At 64.1% G+C, this 22,685-nt stretch carries 21 protein-coding genes; 12 read left to right on the top strand and 9 right to left on the bottom strand.

Translation table 11 applies throughout. From position 1 onward, the window contains the following. Positions 1-5 precede the first annotated feature (5 nt). The 4 genes from AQ12_RS20710 (at position 6) to AQ12_RS20695 (ending at position 4,977) form a co-directional block, all read left to right on the top strand. Positions 6-2,264 carry an ATP-binding protein gene (locus tag AQ12_RS20710; protein ID WP_082151716.1) on the top strand — a complete coding sequence of 753 codons (2,259 nt, stop codon included), beginning with the start codon at positions 6-8 and terminating at the stop codon, positions 2,262-2,264. Between the two features lie 66 nt (positions 2,265-2,330). Beyond that, positions 2,331-3,734: a triacylglycerol lipase gene (locus AQ12_RS20705; RefSeq protein ID WP_048441867.1), complete on the top strand. Its 1,404-nt coding sequence runs from the start codon at positions 2,331-2,333 to the stop codon at positions 3,732-3,734. A gap of 14 nt (positions 3,735-3,748) precedes the next feature. Continuing rightward, the gene (locus tag AQ12_RS20700; protein ID WP_048441898.1) at positions 3,749-4,654 is read left to right on the top strand and encodes a hypothetical protein; all 906 of its coding nucleotides are present in this window, start codon (positions 3,749-3,751) and stop codon (positions 4,652-4,654) included. A 41-nt stretch (positions 4,655-4,695) separates the two neighbouring features. Next, positions 4,696-4,977 carry a hypothetical protein gene (locus AQ12_RS20695; protein WP_238587786.1) on the top strand — a complete coding sequence of 94 codons (282 nt, stop codon included), beginning with the start codon at positions 4,696-4,698 and terminating at the stop codon, positions 4,975-4,977. Positions 4,978-4,987: 10 nt separating this feature from the next. Here the strand turns inward: AQ12_RS20695 and AQ12_RS20690 are convergent, their stop codons facing one another. Then, complete coding sequence (locus AQ12_RS20690; protein ID WP_082151714.1) at positions 4,988-5,359, bottom strand: hypothetical protein; 372 nt, start codon at positions 5,357-5,359, stop codon at positions 4,988-4,990. Positions 5,360-5,486: 127 nt separating this feature from the next. Here AQ12_RS20690 and AQ12_RS20685 point away from each other — a divergent pair, with 127 nt between their 5' ends. From AQ12_RS20685 to AQ12_RS20675, 3 genes are read left to right on the top strand one after another with little or no spacing between them, the layout of a single operon-like run. Continuing rightward, the gene (locus AQ12_RS20685; RefSeq protein WP_048441865.1) at positions 5,487-6,746 is read left to right on the top strand and encodes a putative DNA modification/repair radical SAM protein; all 1,260 of its coding nucleotides are present in this window, start codon (positions 5,487-5,489) and stop codon (positions 6,744-6,746) included. Positions 6,747-6,748: 2 nt separating this feature from the next. Beyond that, a complete protein-coding gene (locus AQ12_RS20680; RefSeq protein ID WP_048441864.1) occupies positions 6,749-8,236 on the top strand; it encodes a UdgX family uracil-DNA binding protein in 1,488 nt (495 codons plus the stop codon). A 4-nt stretch (positions 8,237-8,240) separates the two neighbouring features. Beyond that, positions 8,241-9,164: an EamA family transporter gene (locus AQ12_RS20675; RefSeq protein WP_048441863.1), complete on the top strand. Its 924-nt coding sequence runs from the start codon at positions 8,241-8,243 to the stop codon at positions 9,162-9,164. Here AQ12_RS20675 and AQ12_RS22315 read toward each other — a convergent pair. The 3 genes from AQ12_RS22315 to AQ12_RS20660 form a co-directional block, all read right to left on the bottom strand. Further along, positions 9,161-12,034 (bottom strand): PAS domain-containing protein, encoded by a 2,874-nt coding sequence (locus AQ12_RS22315; protein WP_053076832.1) that lies wholly within the window; start codon positions 12,032-12,034, stop codon positions 9,161-9,163. The two genes, AQ12_RS20675 and AQ12_RS22315, sit on opposite strands and share 4 nt — an antisense overlap. Before the next feature lie 76 nt (positions 12,035-12,110). Next, on the bottom strand, positions 12,111-15,365 hold the full coding sequence (locus AQ12_RS20665; RefSeq protein WP_048441862.1) for a hypothetical protein: 3,255 nt from the start codon (positions 15,363-15,365) through the stop codon (positions 12,111-12,113). Next, positions 15,362-15,838, bottom strand: coding sequence for a CesT family type III secretion system chaperone (locus tag AQ12_RS20660; RefSeq protein ID WP_161799053.1), 477 nt, complete (start codon positions 15,836-15,838; stop codon positions 15,362-15,364). Before AQ12_RS20660 ends, AQ12_RS20665 begins: the two co-directional genes overlap by 4 nt. 190 nt (positions 15,839-16,028) lie before the next feature. On the opposite strand from AQ12_RS20660, the gene AQ12_RS20655 reads away from it, so the two are divergent. Together AQ12_RS20655 and AQ12_RS22870 are read left to right on the top strand one after the other, a co-directional pair. Beyond that, on the top strand, positions 16,029-16,352 hold the full coding sequence (locus AQ12_RS20655) for a hypothetical protein (RefSeq protein WP_048441860.1): 324 nt from the start codon (positions 16,029-16,031) through the stop codon (positions 16,350-16,352). 100 nt (positions 16,353-16,452) lie between these two features. Then, positions 16,453-17,097 carry an RcnB family protein gene (locus tag AQ12_RS22870; protein WP_053076831.1) on the top strand — a complete coding sequence of 215 codons (645 nt, stop codon included), beginning with the start codon at positions 16,453-16,455 and terminating at the stop codon, positions 17,095-17,097. A 9-nt stretch (positions 17,098-17,106) separates the two neighbouring features. Here the strand turns inward: AQ12_RS22870 and AQ12_RS20645 are convergent, their stop codons facing one another. After that, entirely contained in the window at positions 17,107-18,042 is a 936-nt protein-coding gene (locus AQ12_RS20645) for a succinylglutamate desuccinylase/aspartoacylase family protein (protein WP_048441859.1), read from the bottom strand. Between the two features lie 87 nt (positions 18,043-18,129). On the opposite strand from AQ12_RS20645, the gene AQ12_RS23225 reads away from it, so the two are divergent. After that, positions 18,130-18,270 carry a hypothetical protein gene (locus tag AQ12_RS23225; protein WP_193388012.1) on the top strand — a complete coding sequence of 47 codons (141 nt, stop codon included), beginning with the start codon at positions 18,130-18,132 and terminating at the stop codon, positions 18,268-18,270. A 37-nt stretch (positions 18,271-18,307) separates the two neighbouring features. Here the strand turns inward: AQ12_RS23225 and AQ12_RS20640 are convergent, their stop codons facing one another. The 4 genes from AQ12_RS20640 to gshA all read right to left on the bottom strand — a co-directional run bounded on the left by AQ12_RS20640 (position 18,308) and on the right by gshA (position 21,599). Beyond that, the gene (locus AQ12_RS20640; protein ID WP_152682887.1) at positions 18,308-18,751 is read right to left on the bottom strand and encodes a hypothetical protein; all 444 of its coding nucleotides are present in this window, start codon (positions 18,749-18,751) and stop codon (positions 18,308-18,310) included. Positions 18,752-18,896: 145 nt separating this feature from the next. Next, positions 18,897-19,466 (bottom strand): RcnB family protein, encoded by a 570-nt coding sequence (locus tag AQ12_RS20635; RefSeq protein WP_048441858.1) that lies wholly within the window; start codon positions 19,464-19,466, stop codon positions 18,897-18,899. 114 nt (positions 19,467-19,580) lie between these two features. Continuing rightward, complete coding sequence (gene infA / locus AQ12_RS20630; RefSeq protein WP_048441857.1) at positions 19,581-19,826, bottom strand: translation initiation factor IF-1; 246 nt, start codon at positions 19,824-19,826, stop codon at positions 19,581-19,583. A 219-nt stretch (positions 19,827-20,045) separates the two neighbouring features. Continuing rightward, positions 20,046-21,599, bottom strand: coding sequence for a glutamate--cysteine ligase (gshA, locus tag AQ12_RS20625; RefSeq protein ID WP_048441856.1), 1,554 nt, complete (start codon positions 21,597-21,599; stop codon positions 20,046-20,048). Between the two features lie 201 nt (positions 21,600-21,800). Between gshA and AQ12_RS20620 the strand changes: the two genes are divergently transcribed. Next, complete coding sequence (locus AQ12_RS20620; protein WP_048441855.1) at positions 21,801-22,145, top strand: hypothetical protein; 345 nt, start codon at positions 21,801-21,803, stop codon at positions 22,143-22,145. 64 nt (positions 22,146-22,209) lie between these two features. Then, the gene (locus AQ12_RS20615; protein WP_048441854.1) at positions 22,210-22,680 is read left to right on the top strand and encodes an SRPBCC family protein; all 471 of its coding nucleotides are present in this window, start codon (positions 22,210-22,212) and stop codon (positions 22,678-22,680) included. Positions 22,681-22,685: the final 5 nt, after the last annotated feature.

Below are 22,685 nucleotides of genomic sequence, written 5' to 3'. Positions count from 1 at the left end.
GCTCCATGGCGCGACACGCAGTTACATCGAACGTTCATGCACGGCCGCTGCGCATGCGCCTGCTCATCCTGGCGGCGAGCGGTTTGCTGCCGCTGGGTGCGCTGGTTGCGTGGGGCATTTTTCACCTCGTGCAAGAGCGCCAGGTGCAGTCCGAACAAGCCGTCTCCAACATGTCGCGAGCGCTCGCCACGACGGTTGAGGCTGAGCTGCGGTCGACTGCCATGCAGCTCGACCAGATGGGCATTTCGGATGAGCTGGAACGCGCCGACTTTCGTGCGTTCTACAGCTCGGCCCAGCGCACGGCCCAGTTGAGCGGCTGGCGCGAAATCGTGTTGAGCGACCCCGAGGGGCGCGCGCTGTTTCGAACCACACAGCCTTACGGCGCGTCCGATCCCGCATCGCGCGAAGCCGACAGCCTTTCGCGCGTCGTGGCAACGCGCAAACCTGTCATAGGCGCGGTCGTGCCCGATGGAGCAGCAGAAGTATTTCGCGTGCGCGTTCCGGTACTACGGGAAGGCAAGCTCATCTATGTGCTGACGGCAGTGGTGCCGGTCGAACAGATCGGCGCGGTCCTCAGCCGCCAGAACCTTTCCCCCGACTCGGTGGCGGCCGTGTTCGACCAGGCGCAGTACCGCGTCGCACGTTCGCGCCACGCCTCCACGCCAAAGCCTTCGTCATCCCTGAAGGCCATGCTCGACCGTGGTGACGAGCAAGGCGTGGGCCGTACGATCACGCGCGAGGGAATCGAAAGCTTCAGTGGCTACACGCGGCTGAAGGACTCCGGCTGGGTCGTGGCCGTGGCGGTATCGGTCGATGAGGCCTTTCGCGACTTGTATGCGCTGTTTCGTGCAGTCGCCCTGGGGCTTGCGGCGTCGCTGGCGCTGTCGGTCCTGCTGGCGTGGCTGCTGTCGCGCAAGGTGATCGAGCCCATTGAACAATTGAAAGAAGGCGCGGCTGCACTGGGGCGCGGCGACCCGGTCCAGCTGCCGCGCCTGGACATCGCAGAGCTCGACGATGTGGCAATGGCCCTTACCGACGCGGCGTCCGAACGCGACCGGGCCACGGTTGAACGCGGCAAGATGGGTTCGCAGGTCACGCAGGCGTTGCACAGCGCCGAGGACGCCAACCGCAGCAAGGACCAGTTCCTGGCGATGCTCGGGCACGAGCTGCGCAATCCGCTCGCGCCGATCATGAATGCGGTGCAGCTGATGGCGCTCAAGGGCGATGCGACCACCGCTGCCGAACGCAAGATCATCGAGCGGCAGCTCATGCACGTGACGCGCCTGGTCGATGACCTGCTGGACGTGTCGCGCATCACCGGCGGCCGCCTGAACATCCACCCCGAGCCGATCCAGCTGGGTGCCTTGCTGACCCAACTCACCGACACCATCCGACCGTCCCTTCACGATCGCGAGCTCACGCTCGAACTCAAGCCTGGTGCCGACAGCGCGTGGGTTTCGGGCGACGAAGTGCGCCTGACCCAGGTGTTCAACAACCTGCTGGTCAACGCCATCAAGTTCACGCCGGTGGGCGGCAAGGTCTACCTGCGCGCCGCCGTCAGCGGCCAGCATGTGCAGGTTGATGTGGAAGACACCGGCGTGGGCATCGCACCAGAAGACTTGCGCCATGTGTTCGAGCTGTTCTACCAGGCGCCCCAGAGCACCGATCGCGCACGCGGCGGGCTCGGACTGGGCCTGCCCATCGTCAGGAGCCTGGTGGAGATGCACGGCGGGAGCGCCTCGGGCGATAGCGCCGGCCACGGCATGGGCAGCTGCTTCACCGTCCGGCTGCCGCTGGGCGAGCCACCGGTCGATTCGCAAGGTCCAGCCTCCCAGCCAGCGGCACAAGGCGCAGGCCATATCCTGGTGGTCGACGACAACGAAGACGCAGCCGACACCTGCGCGATGCTGCTGGAGCTCAATGGGTACGAAGTGCGGGTGGCCTACACGCCAGAACAGGCGATGGAGCTGATGGCGCAGCAGCATCCCGATGTGGCGGTGCTCGACATCGGCCTGCCGGGCATGAGCGGCTACGAACTGGCGCAAACCCTGCGCGCAGCTCCGTACAACTACCGTGGCCGCCTGCTGGCGCTCACCGGGTACGGGCAGGCCGCCGACCGCGCCGCCTCGGCAAGGTCCGGTTTCAACGGTCACATCACCAAGCCCGTCGCGCCGGCAACCTTGCTCAAGCTGATCGACCGGTTGTTGCGCGAACGCAGCGAAGACCCTGTCGAATTCATCGATTCTTCCTCGGACTCGCGCTAGTGGCGGGGCCTTTACAAGGCTGATACCCCACCGATGAGTTCGTGCGTTCCAATCGGGGCACCCATCATGTTTTTCAGAATCTTCTTCGCTGCCCTGTTGGCGTTTGGCGCCGCGCTCGCGCATGCCGCACCGCTGCTGACACCGTCCCGTTTCAACAACGGCTCCTCGGTTGATCCATTCGCGTTGGGCACGCGCATTCCGGTCCTGCTGGTTCACGGCCTGGGTGGCGGCAACGAAGGCTGGGAAAGCTTCCTGCGCGCGTACGAACAGAACCCCTCGTGGCAGGCGACATTCAAGCCGTATTCATTCAGCTACAGCACGAGCAATGCAGAAGTCGTGGCCGATGCCGCAGCGCCGCGCAGCATCGCTGCGCTCGGTGCTTCGCTGCGCAACGCAGTGCAGGCTTACTACGACAAACCGACATCCGCGCCGGATTTCGGCTTTGGCAAAAAGCGCATCGTGATCCTTGCGCATTCGATGGGCGGACTCGTGGCCCGCTCGATGATGCAGGAGCAGGTGTTCAGCGACGGCCAGCGCGGCGGCGACAAGGTGGTGCACCTCATCACGCTGGCGACACCCCATCACGGCAGTCCACTCGCAGATGTTGCGCTTGGCCTGGGCTTGCAGACGGTGACCGAGCTGGCCGATACCTGGCCGGGTTTCCTGGCCGACCTGGCCTGGACCAACTACGACGGCCTGAACATGTCGGGTGGCAAATGCAATCCATGGCTTGCACGCCTGAACAGCTACACACCACGGCTGCCCGTCACCGGCAACGGCCGCTGCGGCACCGCGCAACCCAGCACGCTGCCGGGTTACTACGAGCGCATCGTGGCGTACGGCGCGCGCGACCTGCAGTCGCCTGACCTGCAACTGGGCCTGGGCGTGTTCAAGGAAGGCTCGTCGCCTTCACTGGTGTTCTCATACGGTTACCTGCGCAGCAACTTCGCGATCGAATATGGCAACGATGGCATCCTGCCGCTGGCCAGTGCGCAGTTCGACGGCGCTGCGATCTGGAAACGGGCAGAAGCCTATCGATGCGATCACCGCTTCATCAAGCGCGGCTACACCCAGAAGGTCAAGACGCTCTGGTCGAGCTATTCGGAGTGGGCGTTCTGCGCTGCGACTGCGGGCGACGTGAGCTACACCTCGGGGGGCTCAGGCGGATATGCGATCAGCGGCTCCATCTTTGGCGCACCGGGCGGCATCATCAACATCATTCGCAATGCCGCGCAGGCCGAGCGTGTTTTCAACTTCGCTGAAGTTGACGCGCAAACCCTGCTCCAGCCTGCAGGCGTGAGCACCGAAGTCGGCACGGGCTACCTGTATCGCTACTACCCGGCGACCGGCGCGTTCCTGGCCGTCCATGAAGGCAACGTGTATTACCTGGGGCCGGCTTCGGGCAACCTGCTCTACTTTGTCGGGTCGATGGCCGCGATGCTTCCCATCGTGCAGAAGGCCGGGTACTGACGGTGATTGCCCCGGTGCTTGTCCGCGAACTCACGATTGCGGCGAACCTGCATCCGCGCGGCCAGCATCACCTCAGCTCGACCAGCGGCCTGATCCGCACGGGCCACTACCTGTACCTCGTGGCAGACGATGAGCACCATCTCGGTGTGATGGACGTCCGGGAACTGGCGAGTGGCGATCTCCGCCTGCACCGCATCGTCCCCGGTGAGCTGCCTCACGACAAAGGCGATCGCAAGAAGCGCAAGCCCGATATGGAATCGATTGCGCTGCTGCCTGCGGCGCAGTCGCCGTGTTGGCCGCACGGCGCATTGCTGGTCCTGGGTTCGGGGTCGCGGCCCGATCGACAACGCGCGGTTGTTACGCCGCTGGACGTTGAAGGCGCGATCGACGGCGAGGCGACGGTCATCGATCTGCACGCGCTGTACGCGCCGCTTCGGGGCGAATTCGCCGACCTCAACATTGAAGGCGCGTTCGTGCTGGGTGATCGCTTGCGCCTGCTGCAGCGAGCCAACACCGGGCGCGATTCGCGAAATGCGTGCATCGACTTTTCGTTGCAGGAGATTGTTGACTGGCTGACGCAAGCAGGCACCAGCACGCCGCCAGCAGCACGCGTTCATCCCATCACCCTGCCCACCTTCAACGGTGTGCCGCTGGGACTGACCGATGGCGCTGCGCTGGACAACGGCGAATGGATTTTCAGCGCCGTTGCAGAAGACACTGCCGACAGCTTCAACGATGGGGCCTGCGCGGCTTGTGCGTTGGGCTGGGTGAGCGCTGACGGCGAGCTGCGCCGGCTGGAATGGATAGACGGCGCGCCCAAGGTGGAAGGCATCGCCCTGGCACCCGACGGGTTGCTGTGGATGGTCACCGATGCCGACGATCCCGAGCGCGCGTCGGTGCTGCTGTCAGCTGCAGTTTGAGATCGTGGATGGAGTGATTCGTCCCGCAGGCGGTGGCGCTTTTGGATGACACGCTGGAGCCGGTGGATGGGCTGCAATTGGTCATCCATTCACTCCAGGAGCATTCCATGACGCAACAAGCCCTTATCCGCGGAGAAGTGTGTTTCCGCGCCGGCGACGGCATCATGCTGCCGATTCCTGCCGGCCCGGTCGAGATCGAAGTGACTGAAGAAAGCGTGACGCTCGGCTGGACCGACGACGAAGGCAATGCCGGTTCAACCGCCATCACCCGCGACGAATATGACCGCTACATGAAGGAAGGCAAGATCAAGGTCACGGCCTGACCTTGCGCGTTTACTTCAGCCGGCAACGCCATACCTTGCCGTTGCCGGCCAACGTGGCCATGTCGCCATTGCCCCGGAACTCATACGTGCGGTCTCCATAGAGAAACGCTCCGGTCAGCGGCCGGCGGGCGAGCGCCAGTTCCAGGCCGCTGTTGGTGCGCACGCGTGCCTGGTCGGTGCCTTCGGTGATCGAGACTGTCGAAAGATCTTCGCAGGTGTAGGTGGCCGTTCTCGCCAGCGGATGAGCCTGCGTGGGCGGCGGATTGGGCATGACTGCGCCGGGACGGCCGCGTCCATCACGGTTGTGATAGTCGTACCCGAAGTCGCTGGCGCACGCCGCCAGCACAAGCGGTAACAGGGCAATAGCAGCGAAGCGTTTCATGATCGTCTTTCGTTGTGTTGTTGACCATGACATTCTGCGACAGGAAATCCTTCACACAAAGCGCCGCGTCATCAGGCTAAAACCCAGGCCCTGTGCGGCTTTGGCTGAACCACTGTACGATTGTCCAGTGGATCTCAACAGCAAACTCGCCATCCTCGCCGACGCGGCCAAATACGACGCATCGTGCGCCTCCAGCGGCGGCGTCAAGCGCAATTCCGTCGGCGCAAAGGGCCTCGGGTCGAACGAAGGCATGGGCATCTGCCACAGCTATGCGCCAGACGGCCGCTGCATCTCGCTGCTGAAAATCCTGCTCACCAATTACTGCCAGTACGACTGCCTGTACTGCGTCAACCGGGTCACGAGCAACGTGCCGCGCGCCCGCTTCACCACCTCGGAAGTGGTGCAACTGACGCTGGACTTTTATCGCCGCAACTGCATCGAGGGGCTCTTTTTGTCCAGCGGCATCATCCGCAGCCCCGACTACACGATGGAGCAGGTGGTGGAGGTCGCCCGGTCGCTGCGCGAAGACCACGATTTTCGCGGCTACATCCACCTCAAGACAATCCCCGACGCCGCGCCCGAATTGCTGCAGCGAGCCGGGCGCTACGCAGATCGCCTGTCCATCAATATCGAGTTGCCCACGCAAGAGGGGCTCGATGCGCTCGCGCCCGAAAAAGATGGAGCGGCCATCAAGCGGTCGATGGCGCGCGTGCGCATTCACATCGATGAAGCCAGGAGTGAAGCCCAGGACGCAGCCAGAACGCCCATCGTTTCCCAGGCCGGGGTGAAGCCGACGCGCTCGAAGGCGGCGCAGTTTGCAGCCGCGGGCCAGAGCACCCAGATGATCGTGGGCGCGGACAACGCCGACGACGCAACGATTCTCGCCACCAGCGCGAATCTCTATGGTGCCTATCGCCTCAAGCGCGTGTACTACAGCGCGTTCAGCCCCATTCCCGATTCGTCTTCGTCGCTTCCGTTGAAGGCGCCACCGCTGGTGCGCGAACACCGCCTGTACCAGGCCGACTGGCTCATGCGCTTCTACGGATTCGAGGCCAACGAAATCACGCCCGCGCAGGGCATGCTGTCGCTGGAGGTCGACCCCAAGCTCGCGTGGGCACTGGCGCACCCGGATCGCTTTCCGGTCGACCTGGATCACGCGCCGCGCGAGATGCTGCTGCGTGTACCGGGGCTGGGCGTGAAGGCGGTGGCCCGCTTGCTGATGTCGCGCCGGGTGCGAAAGCTTCGCGCGGAAGACCTCAAGCGCCTGCATGTGCCGGTGGGCAAGGTGCTGCCGTTTGTCGTGGTCGGGGACCATCGTCCCGCGCGCGCACCCGACGCGGCGATGCTCGCACGCACTGCGGTGCCGGCTCAGGCGGCCCTGTTCTAGCGATGCGCGTACAGCTCGATGGAGAAGTGGACATCGCCGGCTTTCGTGCCCAGGCGCGTCAGCTGCTGGCCGCTGGCGTCAGGCCCGAACTTGTGCAGTGGACCACCTCGGCTCAGACGTCTGACCTGTTCGCGCAGGACTGCGCATCGCAGGCACCGGCCGTCATCGACGCGCATTGCGGGCTGCCGCAAGCCGTGGCACCGTTGCCCAGGGTGCCGGCCGCCTTCATCGAACTGTGCGAATCGGTGGTGCTTCACAGCGACCCGCAGCGCTTTGCATTGATGTACCAGCTGCTCTGGCGGCTTGCCCACGAGCCCGGACTTCGCCACGATCCGCTGGACGAAGACATGCTGCGTGCGCAGCAGATGGCCAAGGCCGTGCGGCACGACATCCACAAGATGCGTGCATTTGTGCGCTTTCGCGAGGTGCCCGATGACGCGGCCCCCGGCGGTGTCCGGCACGTGGCCTGGTTCGAGCCGATGCACCATATCGTGCAGGCGAACGCGCCGTGGTTCATGCGCCGGTTCACGCAGATGAACTGGGTATTGCTCACGCCGCGGTGCTGCGCCGCCTGGGACGGGTCGAAGCTCACCTTCAGGCCGGGAGCCAGCCGTGAAGAGGCCCCGGCTGCCGATGCGGGCGAGCAGCACTGGCTGACGTACTACCGCAGCATCTTCAATCCTGCCCGCCTGAAGCTGGCCATGATGCAAAAGGAAATGCCGCGCAAGTACTGGCACAACCTGCCCGAAGCAAGCCTGATCTCTTCGCTGGCCGCCCAGGCGATGGCGCGCGCGGGCGGCATGATCGACGAGGCGCCGACGCAGCCGGTGCGCAAGGTGTCGCGCCTTGCCCGGCCCGCGCGTCCAGCCATCCCGCTCATCATCGAGTCGCCAGACGAGCTGAAGCAGGCCACCCAGAACTGCCGCGACTGCCCCATCGGTGCGACGGCCACGCAAGCGGTCAACGGCGACGGTCCGCAGCGTGCAAAGCTGATGTTCGTGGGCGAGCAGCCTGGCGACCAGGAAGACCTGGCCGGTCGCGCATTTGTCGGGCCTGCAGGGCACCTGTTCCAGCGCGCGCTGGAGCGACTGGGCATCCGGCGCGACGAGATCTTCGTGACCAACGCAGTGCGTCACTTCAAGTTTGAACTGCGTGGCAAGCGGCGTATCCACAAGACGCCCACACAGGCCGAAGCAGCCGCATGCCTGCATTGGCTGGAACGCGAGATTCAATGGGTTCAACCACACGCGCTTGTCGCGCTCGGCGCTACGGCTTCCCGGTCATTGCTCGGGCGCAGCGTGGCAGTGATGAGTGAACGGGGCCGGTGGCACACGAGCCCGGGCGGCCTACCCGTCATGGTGACCGTTCACCCGTCCGCACTGCTGCGAATGGACCCGCACCTGCAGCCAGCGGCCTTCGAGCAGTTCGTCGCCGATCTGGCGCTTGCTACCGCCTTGGCCTCTCCCCCTGGGTTGCATCTGGTAGGGTGAGCGTGTGAACAGCACACTCGCCTACATCTGGATTCCCATCGTCATCTGGGCTGCCCTGGCACAGACTGCACGCAACACGGCCCAGCGATCGCTCGTCGCACAGGCCGGCACACTGGGCGCGACGCTGGCCCGATTCCTGTACGGGCTGCCATTCGCCGCCGCGTGGGTCCTGGCGCTTCACCTGCTGCCTGCGACCGCAGGAGCGATACCTGCATTCAACGCATCCTGGTTCGGCTGGCTGCTGCTGGGCGCGGTGAGCCAGCTCGCCGCCACCGCATGCCTGCTGGCCGCGATGAAGCAGCGCAACTTCGTGGTCGGGGTCGCGTTCTCCAAGACCGATGCCTTGCAGGTGGCGCTCTTCGCGGCGGTCTTCCTGCACGAGCTGCCCGGCTGGGTGACGCTGGTTGCGATCGGCCTGGCGACCGCCGGGGTCGTGCTGCTGTCCATGCCGCAAAAGCCGGTTGTCGGCGCGATGACGGCGGGATGGTCCGCGCCTGCTGCCCTGTACGGACTCGGCTCCGGCACCGGCTTTGCATTCTCGGCAGTCGGCTATCGGGGCGCGGCGCTGCAACTGCCCGACGTATCGCCCTGGCTCATCGGCGGCTGGGGCGTGCTGGTCGCGCAGGCCGTGCAGACCCTGTTGCTGGGCGGCTGGCTCGCGTGGCGCTCAAGACAATCGCTGCGCGCGACCGCCCGCGCCTGGCGGGTGTCGACGATTGCGGGCGCCACGGGGGCGATGGCCTCCATCGGCTGGTTCACGGCCTTCGCGCTCACATCCGCCGCCAACGTGCGCACCCTGGGACTGGTGGAAGTGATCTTCAGCTACCTGGTCTCGCACCGCCTGCTGCGCGAAAAGCTTTCGCGCGCCGATCGCATCGGCCTTGCACTGCTCGCGACGGGCCTTCTCGTGTTGTGCACGCAGCTCTAGGGCGCGTTCGACGGACCCGCAGGCAGTGTGAAGTAGAACGTCGCACCGTGACCCGGTTCGGCAATCGCCCAGATCCTGCCGCCATGCCGGGCGAGGATTCGCGCGACCGTGGCAAGCCCGATGCCCGTCCCCTCGAACTCGGCGTCCGAATGCAGGCGCTGGAAGGTGCCGAAAAGCTTGGCCGCATAGGTCATGTCAAACCCGGCGCCGTTGTCGCGCACGAAGTACTCGCCCCGCTCCACCGAACCGCCCAGGTGGATCTCGGTCTGTTCACGCTGCGACGAAAACTTCCAGGCGTTGCCCAGCAGGTTGTCAAGCACCGATCGCAGCAAGGTGCGATCAGCCCAGACAACAAGCCCCGGCGTGATCTGGAACAGCGCCACGCGATGGGGTTGTTCGCTGCGCAGCCGCTCCACGATTTCTGTCGCGAGCGCACTCAGGTCGACATGCGATTTGCCCAGCTCCACCTGCGATAGCTGCGACAGCGACAGCAGCCCATCGATCAACAGCGTCATGTGGTCCACGTTGGCACGTATGCGCGCCAGGTAGTGAAGGGCTTTTTCGCCGGGGTTTTCGCCCAGCTGTTGGGCGAGCAACTGGCTGAATGCGCCGACTCGCTGCAACGGTGAGCGCAGGTCATGCGACACGGAGTACGAAAACACTTCCAGCTCACGGTTGGAAAGCCGCAGCGCCGCTTCGGTGTCCTTCAGGTCCGTGATGTCGGACTCGACGCCGACCCAGAACGCGATGTCCCGCGCCGCATCGCGAACCGGCGCCGCGCGATACGACATGATGTGATACGTGCCATCGGCCGCGCGGATGCGCCGCGATCCGGCATACGGCTTGCCGGTGTTCACGGCGAGGTTCCAGTTCTGCACCATGGCGGGCCTGTCGTCGGGGTGAACCAGGTCGAGCCACTCGTTGCCCAGCCACCTGGGCGCTTCGCCGCCCACCAGGTCATACCAGGCACGGCTGAAAAACGTGAGGCGCCCCACGTCATCGCAGGTCCAGATCGGCAAGGGCGAATGCTCGGCCAACGCTCGAAACAGCGCCTCTTGCTGGGCCAGTTCGCGCGTGCGCTCGGCGATCTTGACTTCGAGGCCCGCGTTCAGGTCGCGCACCTCGGCCAGCAACTGCACCCGCTGCGTGATCTCCTGCTGCGCACCCTGGATCGCCACGATCTCGCCACTGGCATCGCGCTCTGCGCGCCCGATGGACCTGATCCACACCGGCCGGCCGGTGGCCGTCACCATCTGGACCTCGACGTCGAACGGGGTTCCCTGTGTCATGCACGCCTGCACGGCCGCGATCGTGAGGTCTCGCGACTGGGGCAGGAACAGCTCGAACACCTCGTCCAGGCTTGGCGATTGGCCGGACGGCATGTCGAGAATGGCGGAGGCCTCGTCCGACCAGGTGATGACCTGCGTGCGCACATCGATGCGCCAGCCGCCCAGCAGCGCGAGCCGTCCGGCCATGCTCAGGAGGTCCGCCTGCGCGCGCAGTCGCTCTTGCGCCTGCTTGAGCTCGTCGATGTCGGTCGACGTGCCGTACCACGAGACGATCTTGCCTGCGTCGTCGCGAATCGGCACCGCCCGCAGCAGCCGCCATCGGTACGAACCATCGCCATACTTGATGCGCTGCTCGCGCTGGAGCTCCTGGCCGGTCCGCATCATGTGGGACATGATCTCGATCGATGGCTTGCGGTCATCCGGGTGAACCATCTCGGACCATCCGCCGTGCAAGGCTTCTTCGACCGGGTGTCCTGTGGCCTCGGCCCAGCGGTCGTTGACGAACTGCACCGAGCCTCGCGGGTCGGTGATGAAAACGATCTGCGGCATGGCCTGCGCGAGCTGACGAAAGCGCATGTCGTGATTGCGCCGCCTGGCCGACTGCCGCAGCACCTGGCGCACCAGAAAAGCGGCACCGGCAACCGCTGCAAGCCACACCAGGCCTGTCAGCAGCGCGAAGCGTTGCCATGCTGCCAGGACGCCGGCAGAGCTCGATCCCACCGCCACGATGAGTTCCGGATAGGCCGGCAGAACGCGGTAGGCCACCACGCGCTCATGGGAGTCGATCGCACTGCTGGTGGTCAGGACGCCCTGGGTGCTGATACCCAGGTGCTTGGTGAAAAGCGGCATCGACGAATAGTTGCGGCCCAGCGCAGCGTCGTCGGCAGGACTGCGAATCATCAGGATGCCGTCGCGCCGGAACACGGCGATCGCGCCGTCATCGCCCAGGTCGATGCTGCGCCACATCTCCTCGAAGTAGCGCGGCTCCACGGCCGCCACCAGCACGTACTTCACAGCACCGGCAGCATCGCGCAAGGGGCGGGAAATGCTGATGAGCCAGGTGCCGGTCGTGCGACTGCGCACCACCGCGCCTATGAAGAGCTCGGTCGAAGGCTTTTGGAGATAGACCTTGAAGTATTCGCGGTCGGCCAGCGACACGCCCATGTTGCCGACGTCGGAGTCATGCACGATGCGGCCCTGCGTATCCAGCACCCATATGGCCCGCACAAACGGAAGTCCCTGCAGTTGCTCGCGCAGCATGGCGCGGGATGCGCTCTCGTTCAGGGTCCCTGACTTGTCCAGCATCTCCAGCTGGTCGGCCGTGCGCTGCAGGCGTCCGTCGACGGCCTGCAGCGTGCGGCTGGTCTGCTCGCCAATGACTTGGGTGAGGGACTGCGTCAATCGCTCGCCCGCGCGCAGGGCCTCCGACCTCAGCCAGACGAGCGCGAGCGCGACCAGCAGCCCCGAGACGGCCGTGGTTGCCCACGCCGCGCGAACCCATGGGAACTCGGCAGCTGCGTCTGCGGGCTTGAGTGGAAATGCCGTTTGCTCATAGGCCTTCCGCTTCCCGAACAACACCATCGATCTTCCTTTCCCGTGGCCTCGCCATCATGCCCCGAAACGGGCCTGCGAGCCGGGGGAGCCAGGGGAAATCGACTCAGGTGCGAAATGCCTTTGCTCTTTCGCGAACCAGCTTCGCAGCGCGCAACTCGTCGCGCACCCGGGCCGAGATGGCCAGGTCAGGCTTGACCTGCATGGCAACGTACTCGGACCGCTCTTCGGTGTAAGTGTTCTTTTGCAACAGCACCAGGTTCAGTTGCGTCAGGGTTTCGAGCCGCTCTGCCGACGGGATGATTGCAATGCGCTCGATGAGGTAGCTGTGTTCATCGTCGAGCAGGGCCCTGGCCTGCTGCTCGAGTTTGTCGGCCCTGCGCGCTGCTTCACGTGGCGTGCCGCCACCGGCCCTGCCGGTGCGATGGTTGCGGGCCTGTTTGTAGAGCGCGTTGATCTCGTCGGAAATTTTCGGGTCCAGCGTGTAGGCGACGCTGAACAATTCGTTTTGCTGCACGTCGCCAATCAATGCAAGGACGGCATCGGCCGCCGGCTTGTCGTGAATCGCGAGCTCCTGCATGAGGCGCGTGAATGCCGGGCCGCCCACCCGTGCTGCCGCTGCAAGCCCATTGCCTTTTCCAAGATAGGCCTGCGACATCCTCTCAGTGCCCTGCTGCACCAGCCCGTCGCGTCCCCTGAGTATTTTCAGCTTGCGCTTGACGACCGACGATATCGAAATGCCGGCCTGGACCACCGGCACGGTTGCAGACCATGAGGTTCGATCGACTGAAGGGCCCGCCTTGAATTCGGCCCCGGCCATTGCGCTCAGCGAGCCTTCGACTACCGTCTCATGCTCCGACTTCTCGATGGACTCCAGCGTGTTGAGACTGCGGGACCTGCTCGCACCGGCTCCCGTCTGCAGCATGGCGCGCAAGCTGGCTGTTGCCCCGACGTGCCGCGCCCTGGGATCGCCCCCCACCTGCTGGGTTCCGATGTCGATGCCCACCTTGGCGCCAACCCCGGCCTTGGAGCTGACCTTGTTGTCCACCAGCGGCAAGATGCTTCTTGCGCCGTGGAGCGACGAGGCACTGACAGGGGCTTCAGGCGTGCTGGCAAGCAGCATTTCCAGCGCCTCGCTCAGCGCCTGCCTGCTGGCAAAGCGAAGCGAGACGCCGTTCAGCCGCTGGTAGGCGCCTTCCGATGTGCCCATGACATCGAAATCGACGCCCAGTTGCTTGGAGCCTGCGATGTTGGCCCAGATTTCCGCTCCAATCTTCAGATCGAATCCGGCGCGGAACGTGAGTTCAAACACACTGGCTCCGGCGTCCGAGATGTGCGCGATCTCCAGTGCGGTCGAGGTGCCGCCTGCGGCCCTGATGTTGGTTTCGGTGATCATCGAAGGATCGAGCGGGATGTACCCGGTCTGCACTTCCACACGCTTGCCGGCAACCAGCTTGAGCCGGGTCCCGAGCTTCATCTCGTCGATGCCCTTGAACAGCGCATCGCGCGCGGTTGGCGTGTCCACCTGTTCGGGCGGCAGATCGGCGTCCGCAACCCAGCGCTGCAGCGCGTCTTCATCGAATGGTTCACCCAGGCACGCATCGATCTCCGGCCCCACCAGATGCGCAGGGATGCCCCACGATTTCAAGGTGTGCCACACCGCAGAAGTGTGTTCGGCGGGTGTGAACCTGTGCAGCGGCGTGGCGCCGACCTGCTGCAACGCGGCGCCGCGAATCGCATCGCGCAGCGCTGCCGAAACTGCCGGTCCCAGCAGCTTGCGGCGGGTTGCCAGCAATACCGATGGGTCCTGGACTGCGATGAGTTTCAGTGCGGGCGCGATCTCTTGTTCGACGATGGATGTGAGCTTGCGCAGCTCTGCCGCCTTCGGGCCGGCAGTCTGCAACGCAAGCCGCTGCCCGAACCGCCTGGCCCGGTCTTCACCCTTGCCGCCGCAAAGCATGTCGATTCCACCGCCTTCAGCCAGCTTTTCAAGCCCTCTCGCACCCAGCCATGCCTGCATGACGGCATTGATCGTCGTGACTGCGTTGTGGGTCTGGGCAGCGCTGGACAGGCCCTGGCTGGCGAGTTTGCAAATCGCGTTTTGCGTTTGCAGTTCTGCCGCCTCCCGGGCCTGCCTGGCTGCCTCGGTTTGCGGACCGACAAAATCCTGCAGGGCCGGTGGCAGGCCCAGGCGCTTGAGTTCGTCGTCGGTCAGCCCGCCGACACCACATGCGGCTGCTTCCTGCTCCAGGCTTTCGGCGCGCTGCTCCAGGTAGCGAATCTCTGCGTGGAGGTCGCGCACTTTGGCTCTTCCTGCCGGCGTGCTCCGATCGACTTCGTTGGACTGCTCCCAAAGCTTCAGCCGCATGAGATGGACGTCATCGAGCATGCGCTTGCCGCAGGCCGACCCGGCGATCCTGCGTTCAAGCAAATACACATGCGCAATCGCCAGGCCCACCTGGCTGGATTTCTTTTCGCCCAGGCTTTTGCGCAATCCCCGCACGAGATTCGCGGTCATCTTCTGGCCCGCGATTCCACCCATCGTTCGCGCAATGCCTGCGGCCTCGAATGCCTGCAGCATCTGGACGCGGGCCCTGGCGAGGTCGGCTTCCAGTTCGACGAGCTGCGTTGCATCCTCGATGGCGGACTGCACAGCGCCGTAAGTGGCCTGGGACTGCCTGTCCGATTGGCTCAGCATCAGGTCCCGCACACAGCGCGTGCGCAGCTTGATGATCGCGCCGTCCAGCTTGTTGTCCAGCCCCACCAATGCGTTGAGTGCGAGGCCGTCACGGTCGTGCCTGATCGATTCGCACATCACGTCAACCATCGCCTTGAGGCCTTCAAGCGCCAATCCGGGCTTGTGCGCGGCATAGTCACGAATGCGCGCGTGATCGCACAGCACAGCGACCAGCCTTGCGAAGCTTTCGTCGTCTGCATCGGCTCCCGCAAGGCGTCTTTGCAGCTCCAGCAGACCTTCCACCAGGCCGTCAGGCAGCTCGTGATACAGGGCCTCACCTGGTTTTGGCAGGTCGGCAAGCGCAAGCGCGACGGCAGCGTGCACGCGCTCTTGCGGTGAACCATCGGATCCTTGCTGCCTGTTGGGCTGCGTGGCCGCGGCCTGCGGGGCGCTGGCTGTCAGGCCGACCAGCCCCTGGCCGCCGCCCTGCAGGGACTTGCGCACGCACTGGCCCGGCGTCGATGTGCTCGCGCCGCGACGGCACAACGCCCGGAAAGCGTTGGAGATGCGCGATCTATCGTCGCTGCGGCCAGTCGCCTGCGAGCCCGTGCGCGGCTTCGGGGTGACGCGCTGTCTCAGCGTTGAAAACAAGCCTGAACCGCCGATGACTGTCGTCACTTTCATGCCAGCACTCCCATTGCAATCATTTCGTGAGCCGCTTGCGCCTGATGCGCAGCCGCGCACTCCTCGCGCAACTGCGGAATCAAATCAAGGAACCCAGCGATGGCGCGCAGGAATACATCCGGCGATACGCGCGGGACATCGATGAGTGAAATCAGCATCAGCTGGCGACTGGCCGGGTCCAGGGCGACGCAAGAGCCAGGTGGGACGCGCGTGTAGTTCAGGCCCAGGGCCCATTCAAGCAACTGCGTGTCCAGAGCCTGCCCCGGTTGCGTGAGCTCGCTGCGGATGCTCAGGATTTCCGGGTCGGCCGCTTGCGCAAGGACGATCTCGATGGGAGCCGTCGTGGCCGGATCACCCGGGCCATTGAACTCCATCGCGCATTCGCCACGCGCATCCAGCTGCAGCGGCTGCCCAATGGCCTCCGACAACGCTGAAACGAGCGACAAAACCGACGAATCCGGTTGTCCGGACATAGTCATCTCCTGGCGCCATGACATCAGCGCAGAACCGACTCCCTTGCGCGAAGACTACGAGGGTTCGCCTCATGTGGCGATAGGGAAACGGAGTCCTTAACCGTTCGTATCTGTGGATATTGCGCACCCCTCCAACGCCGTCCTACATTGGAGGGGTGTGCCGGTGACTACCATGCCCCCAGGAGTTCCCATGCAAGCCCTTGCCTTTCGCACGCTGCTCTACCGATACTTCTTCTTCGGCTGGCTCTACAAGGACGTCAGCCGCGGCAGCGTCTTTGAACGTGCTGCGGCATGGCGACACAACCGCGACAACGCCAACTGGTTGCTAACCTATTTCAGGCGCTGGACCTGGTGCGGACTTGCCTGCTACGGACTCGGCAGCCTTGCAGAGCTGGCACTGAATTCGCCCGGCCTTTCAATGCTGTTTTACGTACCCGGCGCGCTGGTTGTTCCGGGCAACGCGGTGATTGCCGCCTGCTGGATCGGCTTAAAGGTATTGCCCGCGTCAATCTGAGCCATTGCGGCCAGACTTTGCATGGGGTGAACGCTGGCTTTACCGGGGGTTCATGCGGTGGGCGCACGATCAGGGCTCACAACCTTGAAAGGGGTTCACCATGAAATCCACAGCTTTTGTTTGCGCCATCGCCGCCGCGTCCATGACGTTCGGTTCACTGGCCCAGGCGCAGGACAGCATCGGCCGCGGTGATCGCGGTGATCGCCAGGCCACCCAACGCGATGGAACGCGCGATACAACCCGCGATGCCGCTCGCGAAGCCCGGCGTGCAGATCGCACCGATCGCGTTCAACGCGATACCCGCACCCAGGTCCAGCCCCAGCAGTCCCAGGTGCAGGCCGTGCCGCAGCAGCAGCAGCAGCAGTACCAGCCCCAGCAGCAGGCCCAGCGGAGCCAACGCTACGACGGCACGCAGCGCTTTGACGGCCGCACCGACCAGCGCTGGGACTATCGCAGCGATGGTCGCCGCGACGGCCGCACCCATGAGCGTGCCTACGATCGCTCTTATGACCGCAGCTACGCGCAGAACAACTACCGCTGGGATCGCCCGCAGGCGCGGTTCTATCGTGGTGGCTATGTCCCGTACGAATATCGCCAGGCACGCTACTACGTGAACGACTGGAATGCGTACAACCTGTACGCCCCGCCCTACGGTTACCAGTGGGTGCAGACCGATTCCGGCGATTTCCTCCTGATGGCGCTGGCCACCGGCCTCATCGCCAACCTGCTGCTCAACGGCTATTGAACCGGCGCCTTATAGCGGTCGGGTGAGAAACGCCAGCTCGCGACCCACGATAGGGGCGCGGGCTGGCATGAACACGGTGCAGTTGTCGCAGGGCGCGCGCACCTCGTCGGCGCCGTCGGTGGCGATCAGTTCGCCGTTTGCAAATGTTTCCATGCCAACCAGTGGCCGCACGAACGTCATCGTCTCGGTCTTGATGACTGGCGTCTGGAGCAACTCGAACCGGCGCGGCTGCGGCACTTGAGGCCACGCCGGATCAACGTCGATCAACCCGAAGTGCGCGAGGAAGCGCAAGGTCACGTCGACCGCCGTATCCGCCGAGGCCTTCAGGAAGTGCTGCCCGCACTCGACCACCAGCGCAGCGCCAGGGTCAGCAGGGTCGCCGTGACGGCCCTGCTGGATGAGCGGCACTCCCGTTGTCATACCGGCTGGCATCACCAGGTGAATGGCGGGCGCGCCGACTGCCGCCGCCACGCTGGCATTGCGCTCGAATCCGGGGTAAACCCAGAACGGCTCCACGACGCTCGCGGTTGAATGAATGTCCAGCACGTGATCGGCTGCGTCGACCACCGGCCGCATCGCGCGCGCACGCCGGATTTCCGGGCTGTCCAGGTCTCCGTCCATCCACTCTTTCGACCAGATCCGGTTCAGGTTGTGAACCAGCATCCGGCTGGCGAACGGGTTGGCCTGGTCGAACGAGTTGTAGGCATCGACATTGGCAAAGCTCACCGTGAGCGTCCCGCGCTTCGGTCGCACGGCGTTGTCGAGAAGGTATGTGGCAGCAACCATGCCGCAGAACTCGTTGCCGTGCGTCAACGCATTGATGAGGACGTGCGGTCCGGGCTTGCCGGACTCAAAGCGATGCACGTAGTCAACGCCGACATTGCCGCTACGGTAGGCGCCCAGGTCGCGGGGCAATACTTCGAATGTGGGTGGTGGCAGGCTCACTGTCGCTCCGGTTGATGTTCACCGGATCGTAGCGCCTGCATTAACATCGCGCCTTGCACCCCATCCATTGAACACGAGGAGGCGAATATGGCCAAAGGCGACCAACGTAGCGAGAAGATGTCCAAGAAGCCGAAGAAAGACAATTCGGCACCCAAACCCGCAACATCGGACCGCCCCATGCCGCCGGTCACGGCCGTGATTCCACGCGGCAAGCCCAAGACCAAATAGCCCGCCGCGCAGGACGCGGACAGTCTGCCTGCGGGCGTCAGCTCGCGATGTGCTCGATCATGTCCACAACGAGCTTGCTACCGCTGGCAATCAGCAAAATGTCGTCGGCTGCGCGAACGTATTCATAGCCCTTGGGCGCCGCTGGCAAGGTCGCGACCACCGGTTCGGGCAGGGCATACACCTTCACGGCCGGCTGTAACGCCTGGCCAACGGCCCAGTAGCGCTGGTCCCAGGGCGATGCGCATGTCTTGCCCTTTTGGGTGAGGCCCTCTGGGCACTGCGCCGCCTTGGCGTACTTCTGCGAAAACACCTTGCGAGCGGCCTTTTTCTCCTGTTCGCTGAAGAACTTTCCGATCTTCACACCGTACCCGGCTTGAGCTGTGGCTGCCGGTGCAGATGGCGCCTGCGCAAAAGCAGCGCCAGTCACGAGGACCGACGCCGCAAAGGCGATTACTTTGGATTTCCTGAGAGTGGACTGCATGGAATGGGACTCCGCATTGATGTGTCAACCCATTCACTGTCTACTGCTCGCGGCGTGCGCCCTGTAGGACTTGGCCCCTCATGTCCGCCCGCTGTTTCTGCAGGTCCGGCGGGAGCGAGATTTTTGTCACGCCCCCGCGCTGCGATTAGCGCAGCAGACCCTGGATGATGTCCACGATCAGGTTGTTTTGCGTCTGCACCAGCACGATGTCGTTGCCGATGCGTGCATAGCGGTAGCCGTATGGGGCGGGTGCAAGCTGCATGACAACCGGTTGCGGCACCGAATAGATCGTGACGCCACGCGGAATCGGCTGACCCACTTGCCAGTTACGCACCTGGCCGGGAGGCATGCAGCCATTGTTCTTCTTGGCCAGGCCCGGAGGGCAACGGCGACCGTCACCGTACTGCTGCGTGTAGTAACGGCGAGCGTTATCGCGCTGGACGTCGTTGAAGTAAGCACCCTGCTTGATTTCTTCACGCTGACGCTTGACGGCCTGCTTCTGGGCCTTCTCGTAGTCCTTGCGAGCGTGCTTGTCGGCCTTGGCTTCGCGCTTGTCGGCTTTGGCTTCGTGCTTTTGCGACTGGTCGTTGCCCCTGCCCTTGCCGTTGCCGTGACCTTCGCCCTGGTCCTTGGCGAAAGCAGGGACAGAAAGCACCAGGGAAGTGAGTGCGATCGCGATGGATCGACGTGAGATGAGGGATGCGCGAGGGGACATTTGAAGCTCCGGGGTTGCGTTGTGTGTACTCAACGCTTACCCTCGCGCCCCCGCCGACGCGCCAATGTAGGACTGGACCGCGATCTACGGCTCAGCTTGGCGCGACCTTTGTTTTTAACGCTGCGGCGGGCCGCTGCGGCCGGCGATGTGACGGAACGTGATACGACCCTTGGTCAGGTCGTAGGGCGACATTTCCAGTGAGACGTTATCGCCTGCAATGATGCGGATATGGTGCTTTCGCATCTTGCCGCCGGTGTATGCAATCACCTGGTGACCGTTTTCAAGCGTCACGCGAAAACGGGAGTCGGGCAGCACTTCGTTCACGTGCCCCTTCATCTCGATCAATTCTTCCTTGGCCATCTGGTATCTCCTGATTCGGTTGTGAGCGCAGCTGATCCCCTTGCGTGGCCCCCGTTTCGTGGCGGGCCGGGACGGCGTCTGGGAGAAAACCGGCTTGGCAGACCGGAATAGGGCTTTGGGATGCCTGGGAGACGCGAGCGCGAAACGTCTTTCGCGAGTTCGATCGCCTGCGCAATCGTAGCGTCTATTGTACTCGCGCAGCGCGGGGCTCGCAGCGCCTCAAACTGCCGCAAGCGCAGGAGCGATGGCCGTCTTGCCCAGACCCAGCCGGTCGGGTGATACATATTGCTGCCGGTAAATCTCGAACGGCATGGAGTCGCCTGCTTCGATCGCCTTCTGGTCCTGGATCGACTGCGCGCTCATCGCCGCAAAACGGGCTTGCTGGGTACCGCTGAATGGCAGGGCCAGCAGCTTGGCCTTGGTCGACAGGGACTGCGCACGGGCAAAGCCGGTGAACGAGTTGTCGAACTCGTCCTTCATCACCGCGAGCACGCGCGCCGAAGGAAGCAGGTCGGGGTCGTTCACCAGCGCATTCGCAGCGCGCAATGCGTCGGTGTAATCCGTCGTGCGATGCGCAGCATCCAGCGAGGCCGCCACCGGTGCGAACGCCTGCAACAACTGCGCAGCCCACTGTGCCAGCTCAATTTCACCGTCACCACGCTCGAGCTTGAGTCCCGGCTCACGGCCGAACGCCGCCGTGCGATGCTGGTTGCGTCCGAGTGCAGCGATTTCTTCGGGCGTATCGGGTGGACTGTCCGAAAGCAGGCAGTGCAAGAGAAAGATGTCCAGCAACCGGATCTGCTGGCCGGTGATGCCAACCGGCACGAACGGATTGAGGTCCAGCAGGCGCACTTCGACGTACTCGACGCCGCGCTCGCGCAAGGCGTGCAGCGGACGCTCACCCGGAAAAATCACGCGCTTGGGCCGGATCGTTCCGTAGAACTCGTTTTCAATTTGCAGCAGGCTGGTGGCGAGCTGGTTGTAGTCACCGCCCGGGTTCACGATGCCCACGGCTTCGTACGCCGGGTAAGGCCGGGTCAGGGCCTCATGGAGTGACGCTGCATACCCATCAAGTCCGTTGTAGCTCACTGCGAGGCTGGCCTGCGCCTCGCTCTGGTAGCCCAGGCGGCCCATCCGAAGTGACGTGCCGTGCGGCATGTACATCGTGCCAGCCGACAGCTCCTGCAGCTCGTGATTGCGCCCCGCGACAAAGCTGGAGCAGACAGCGGGCGACGCGCCGAACAGATAGAGCAGCAAGAACGCGTGGCGGCGGAAATTGCGAATAAGCGCGAAATACTGTTCGCTCGTCACATCCGGCATCGACCAGTTGTAGTGAATGCCCGAAATCGTCTGCATGCGCCGGCCGTAGCGGTGCGCCAGTCCCATGCGGTACACGCTCTTGGCCCGCCCGACGTTGGACGATCCGTAGCGTCCGATGGGGATGGTCTCGTCGGCCGGCAGGATGCAAGGCATGCTCGACACCCACATCATCTCGTCGCCGAGTGACCGGTAGGTGAACTGGTGGACCTGCATCAGCTCTTCGAGACAGGTCTCGGGTGTTGCATGAACGCCGGTAATCAGCTCGAGCTGGGCCTCGCTGTAATCGGTGGTGATGTGCGGATGCGTGAGAGCCGAGCCCAGCGCTTGCGGGTGCGGGGTCATGGCCAGCGAGCCATCGGACGCCGCGCGCAGGCTTTCCTTTTCAATACCGCGCCGGATGCCTTGGAGCCGATCGGACGGAAGGACGGCGAGACGCGCCTGCAGGGTGTTCATGGCGGGAATATGTTTATGTCTTTTGGTTACGGCCCGGAAGGTAGCACGGCCAGCAAATTTGTGCTGCGGCGCAGGACATGGCGTTTCTGCTAGGCAGCAGGCTCTACGAATTGGACCCCAATTAGGTCGTGGCTACTAGGGGGGCGTGCGCAAAATGAAAGCGTACCTTTTCTTGTTTTCGAAACTCCTGGAGCGACTCACATGACCACCGAAAAAATCACCGCCACTGCCAAGACCGTCATTGCCAACGTCGGCAACACCGCCCATCAGGGCGTGGGCCTGTATCGCAAGGGTGGCAAGCGCCTGGCAACCGTCATGGGCAAGCGCTGGGACGCGGCCTTCAAGGACGCAAGCCCCAAGCTCTCCGCAGAAACGCGCAAGAACGCCGCCCATGCGCAGGAAGTGATCGGCAGCTACTACTCGCGCGGCCTGGCATTGTCGGCCGATGGCGCGGTAGTCGTGATCGACACGCTGGTCGGCGGGGCGATCACCGCGATCGACCTCGCAGCAACCTTGAAGCAGGCGTACGGGCAGAAGTCGGCGTGACCGAACGGGTGGCAGAATCTGTCCACCCTTCCACCTGCCAATAACCACAACGAGGAGCTTCACCATGGCCGTGACTGTCAAGATCGACCTGGGCTACGAATTCGAGGTGAAGGCCAAGGCCGCCGACGTGTTCGCAGTCCTGTCGGACGTCCCCACCTCTGTTTCGCACTTTCCCAAGGTGGACAAGCTCACCGACATGGGCGACGGCGTGTACAAGTGGGAGATGGAAAAGGTCGGCACGGCGCAGGTCAACATCCAGACCATCTACGCGAGCAAGTACAAGAGCGACAAGGCCAAGGGCACCGTCATCTGGACGCCCGTGAAGGGCATCGGCAATGCCCTGGTCGGCGGTCACTGGAAGATCAGGGACAACAAGAAGTCCACCGCGATCGAACTGAAGATCGAAGGCGAAATCGAGCTCCCGCTGCCCGGCCTCATGAAGATGGTGGTGGCGCCGGTGGTCGAGGGTGAGTTCGAGAAACTCGTCGACAAGTACATCGCCAACCTCATCAAGGCCTTCGGCGGCGAGGTCTAGCGGCC

Source organism: Caenimonas sp. SL110, from assembly GCF_001044395.1.
Lineage (GTDB): Bacteria > Pseudomonadota > Gammaproteobacteria > Burkholderiales > Burkholderiaceae_C > Ramlibacter.
Note: the sequence above shows the minus strand (reverse complement) of the source record. Positions and strands in the feature narration are given on the sequence as shown.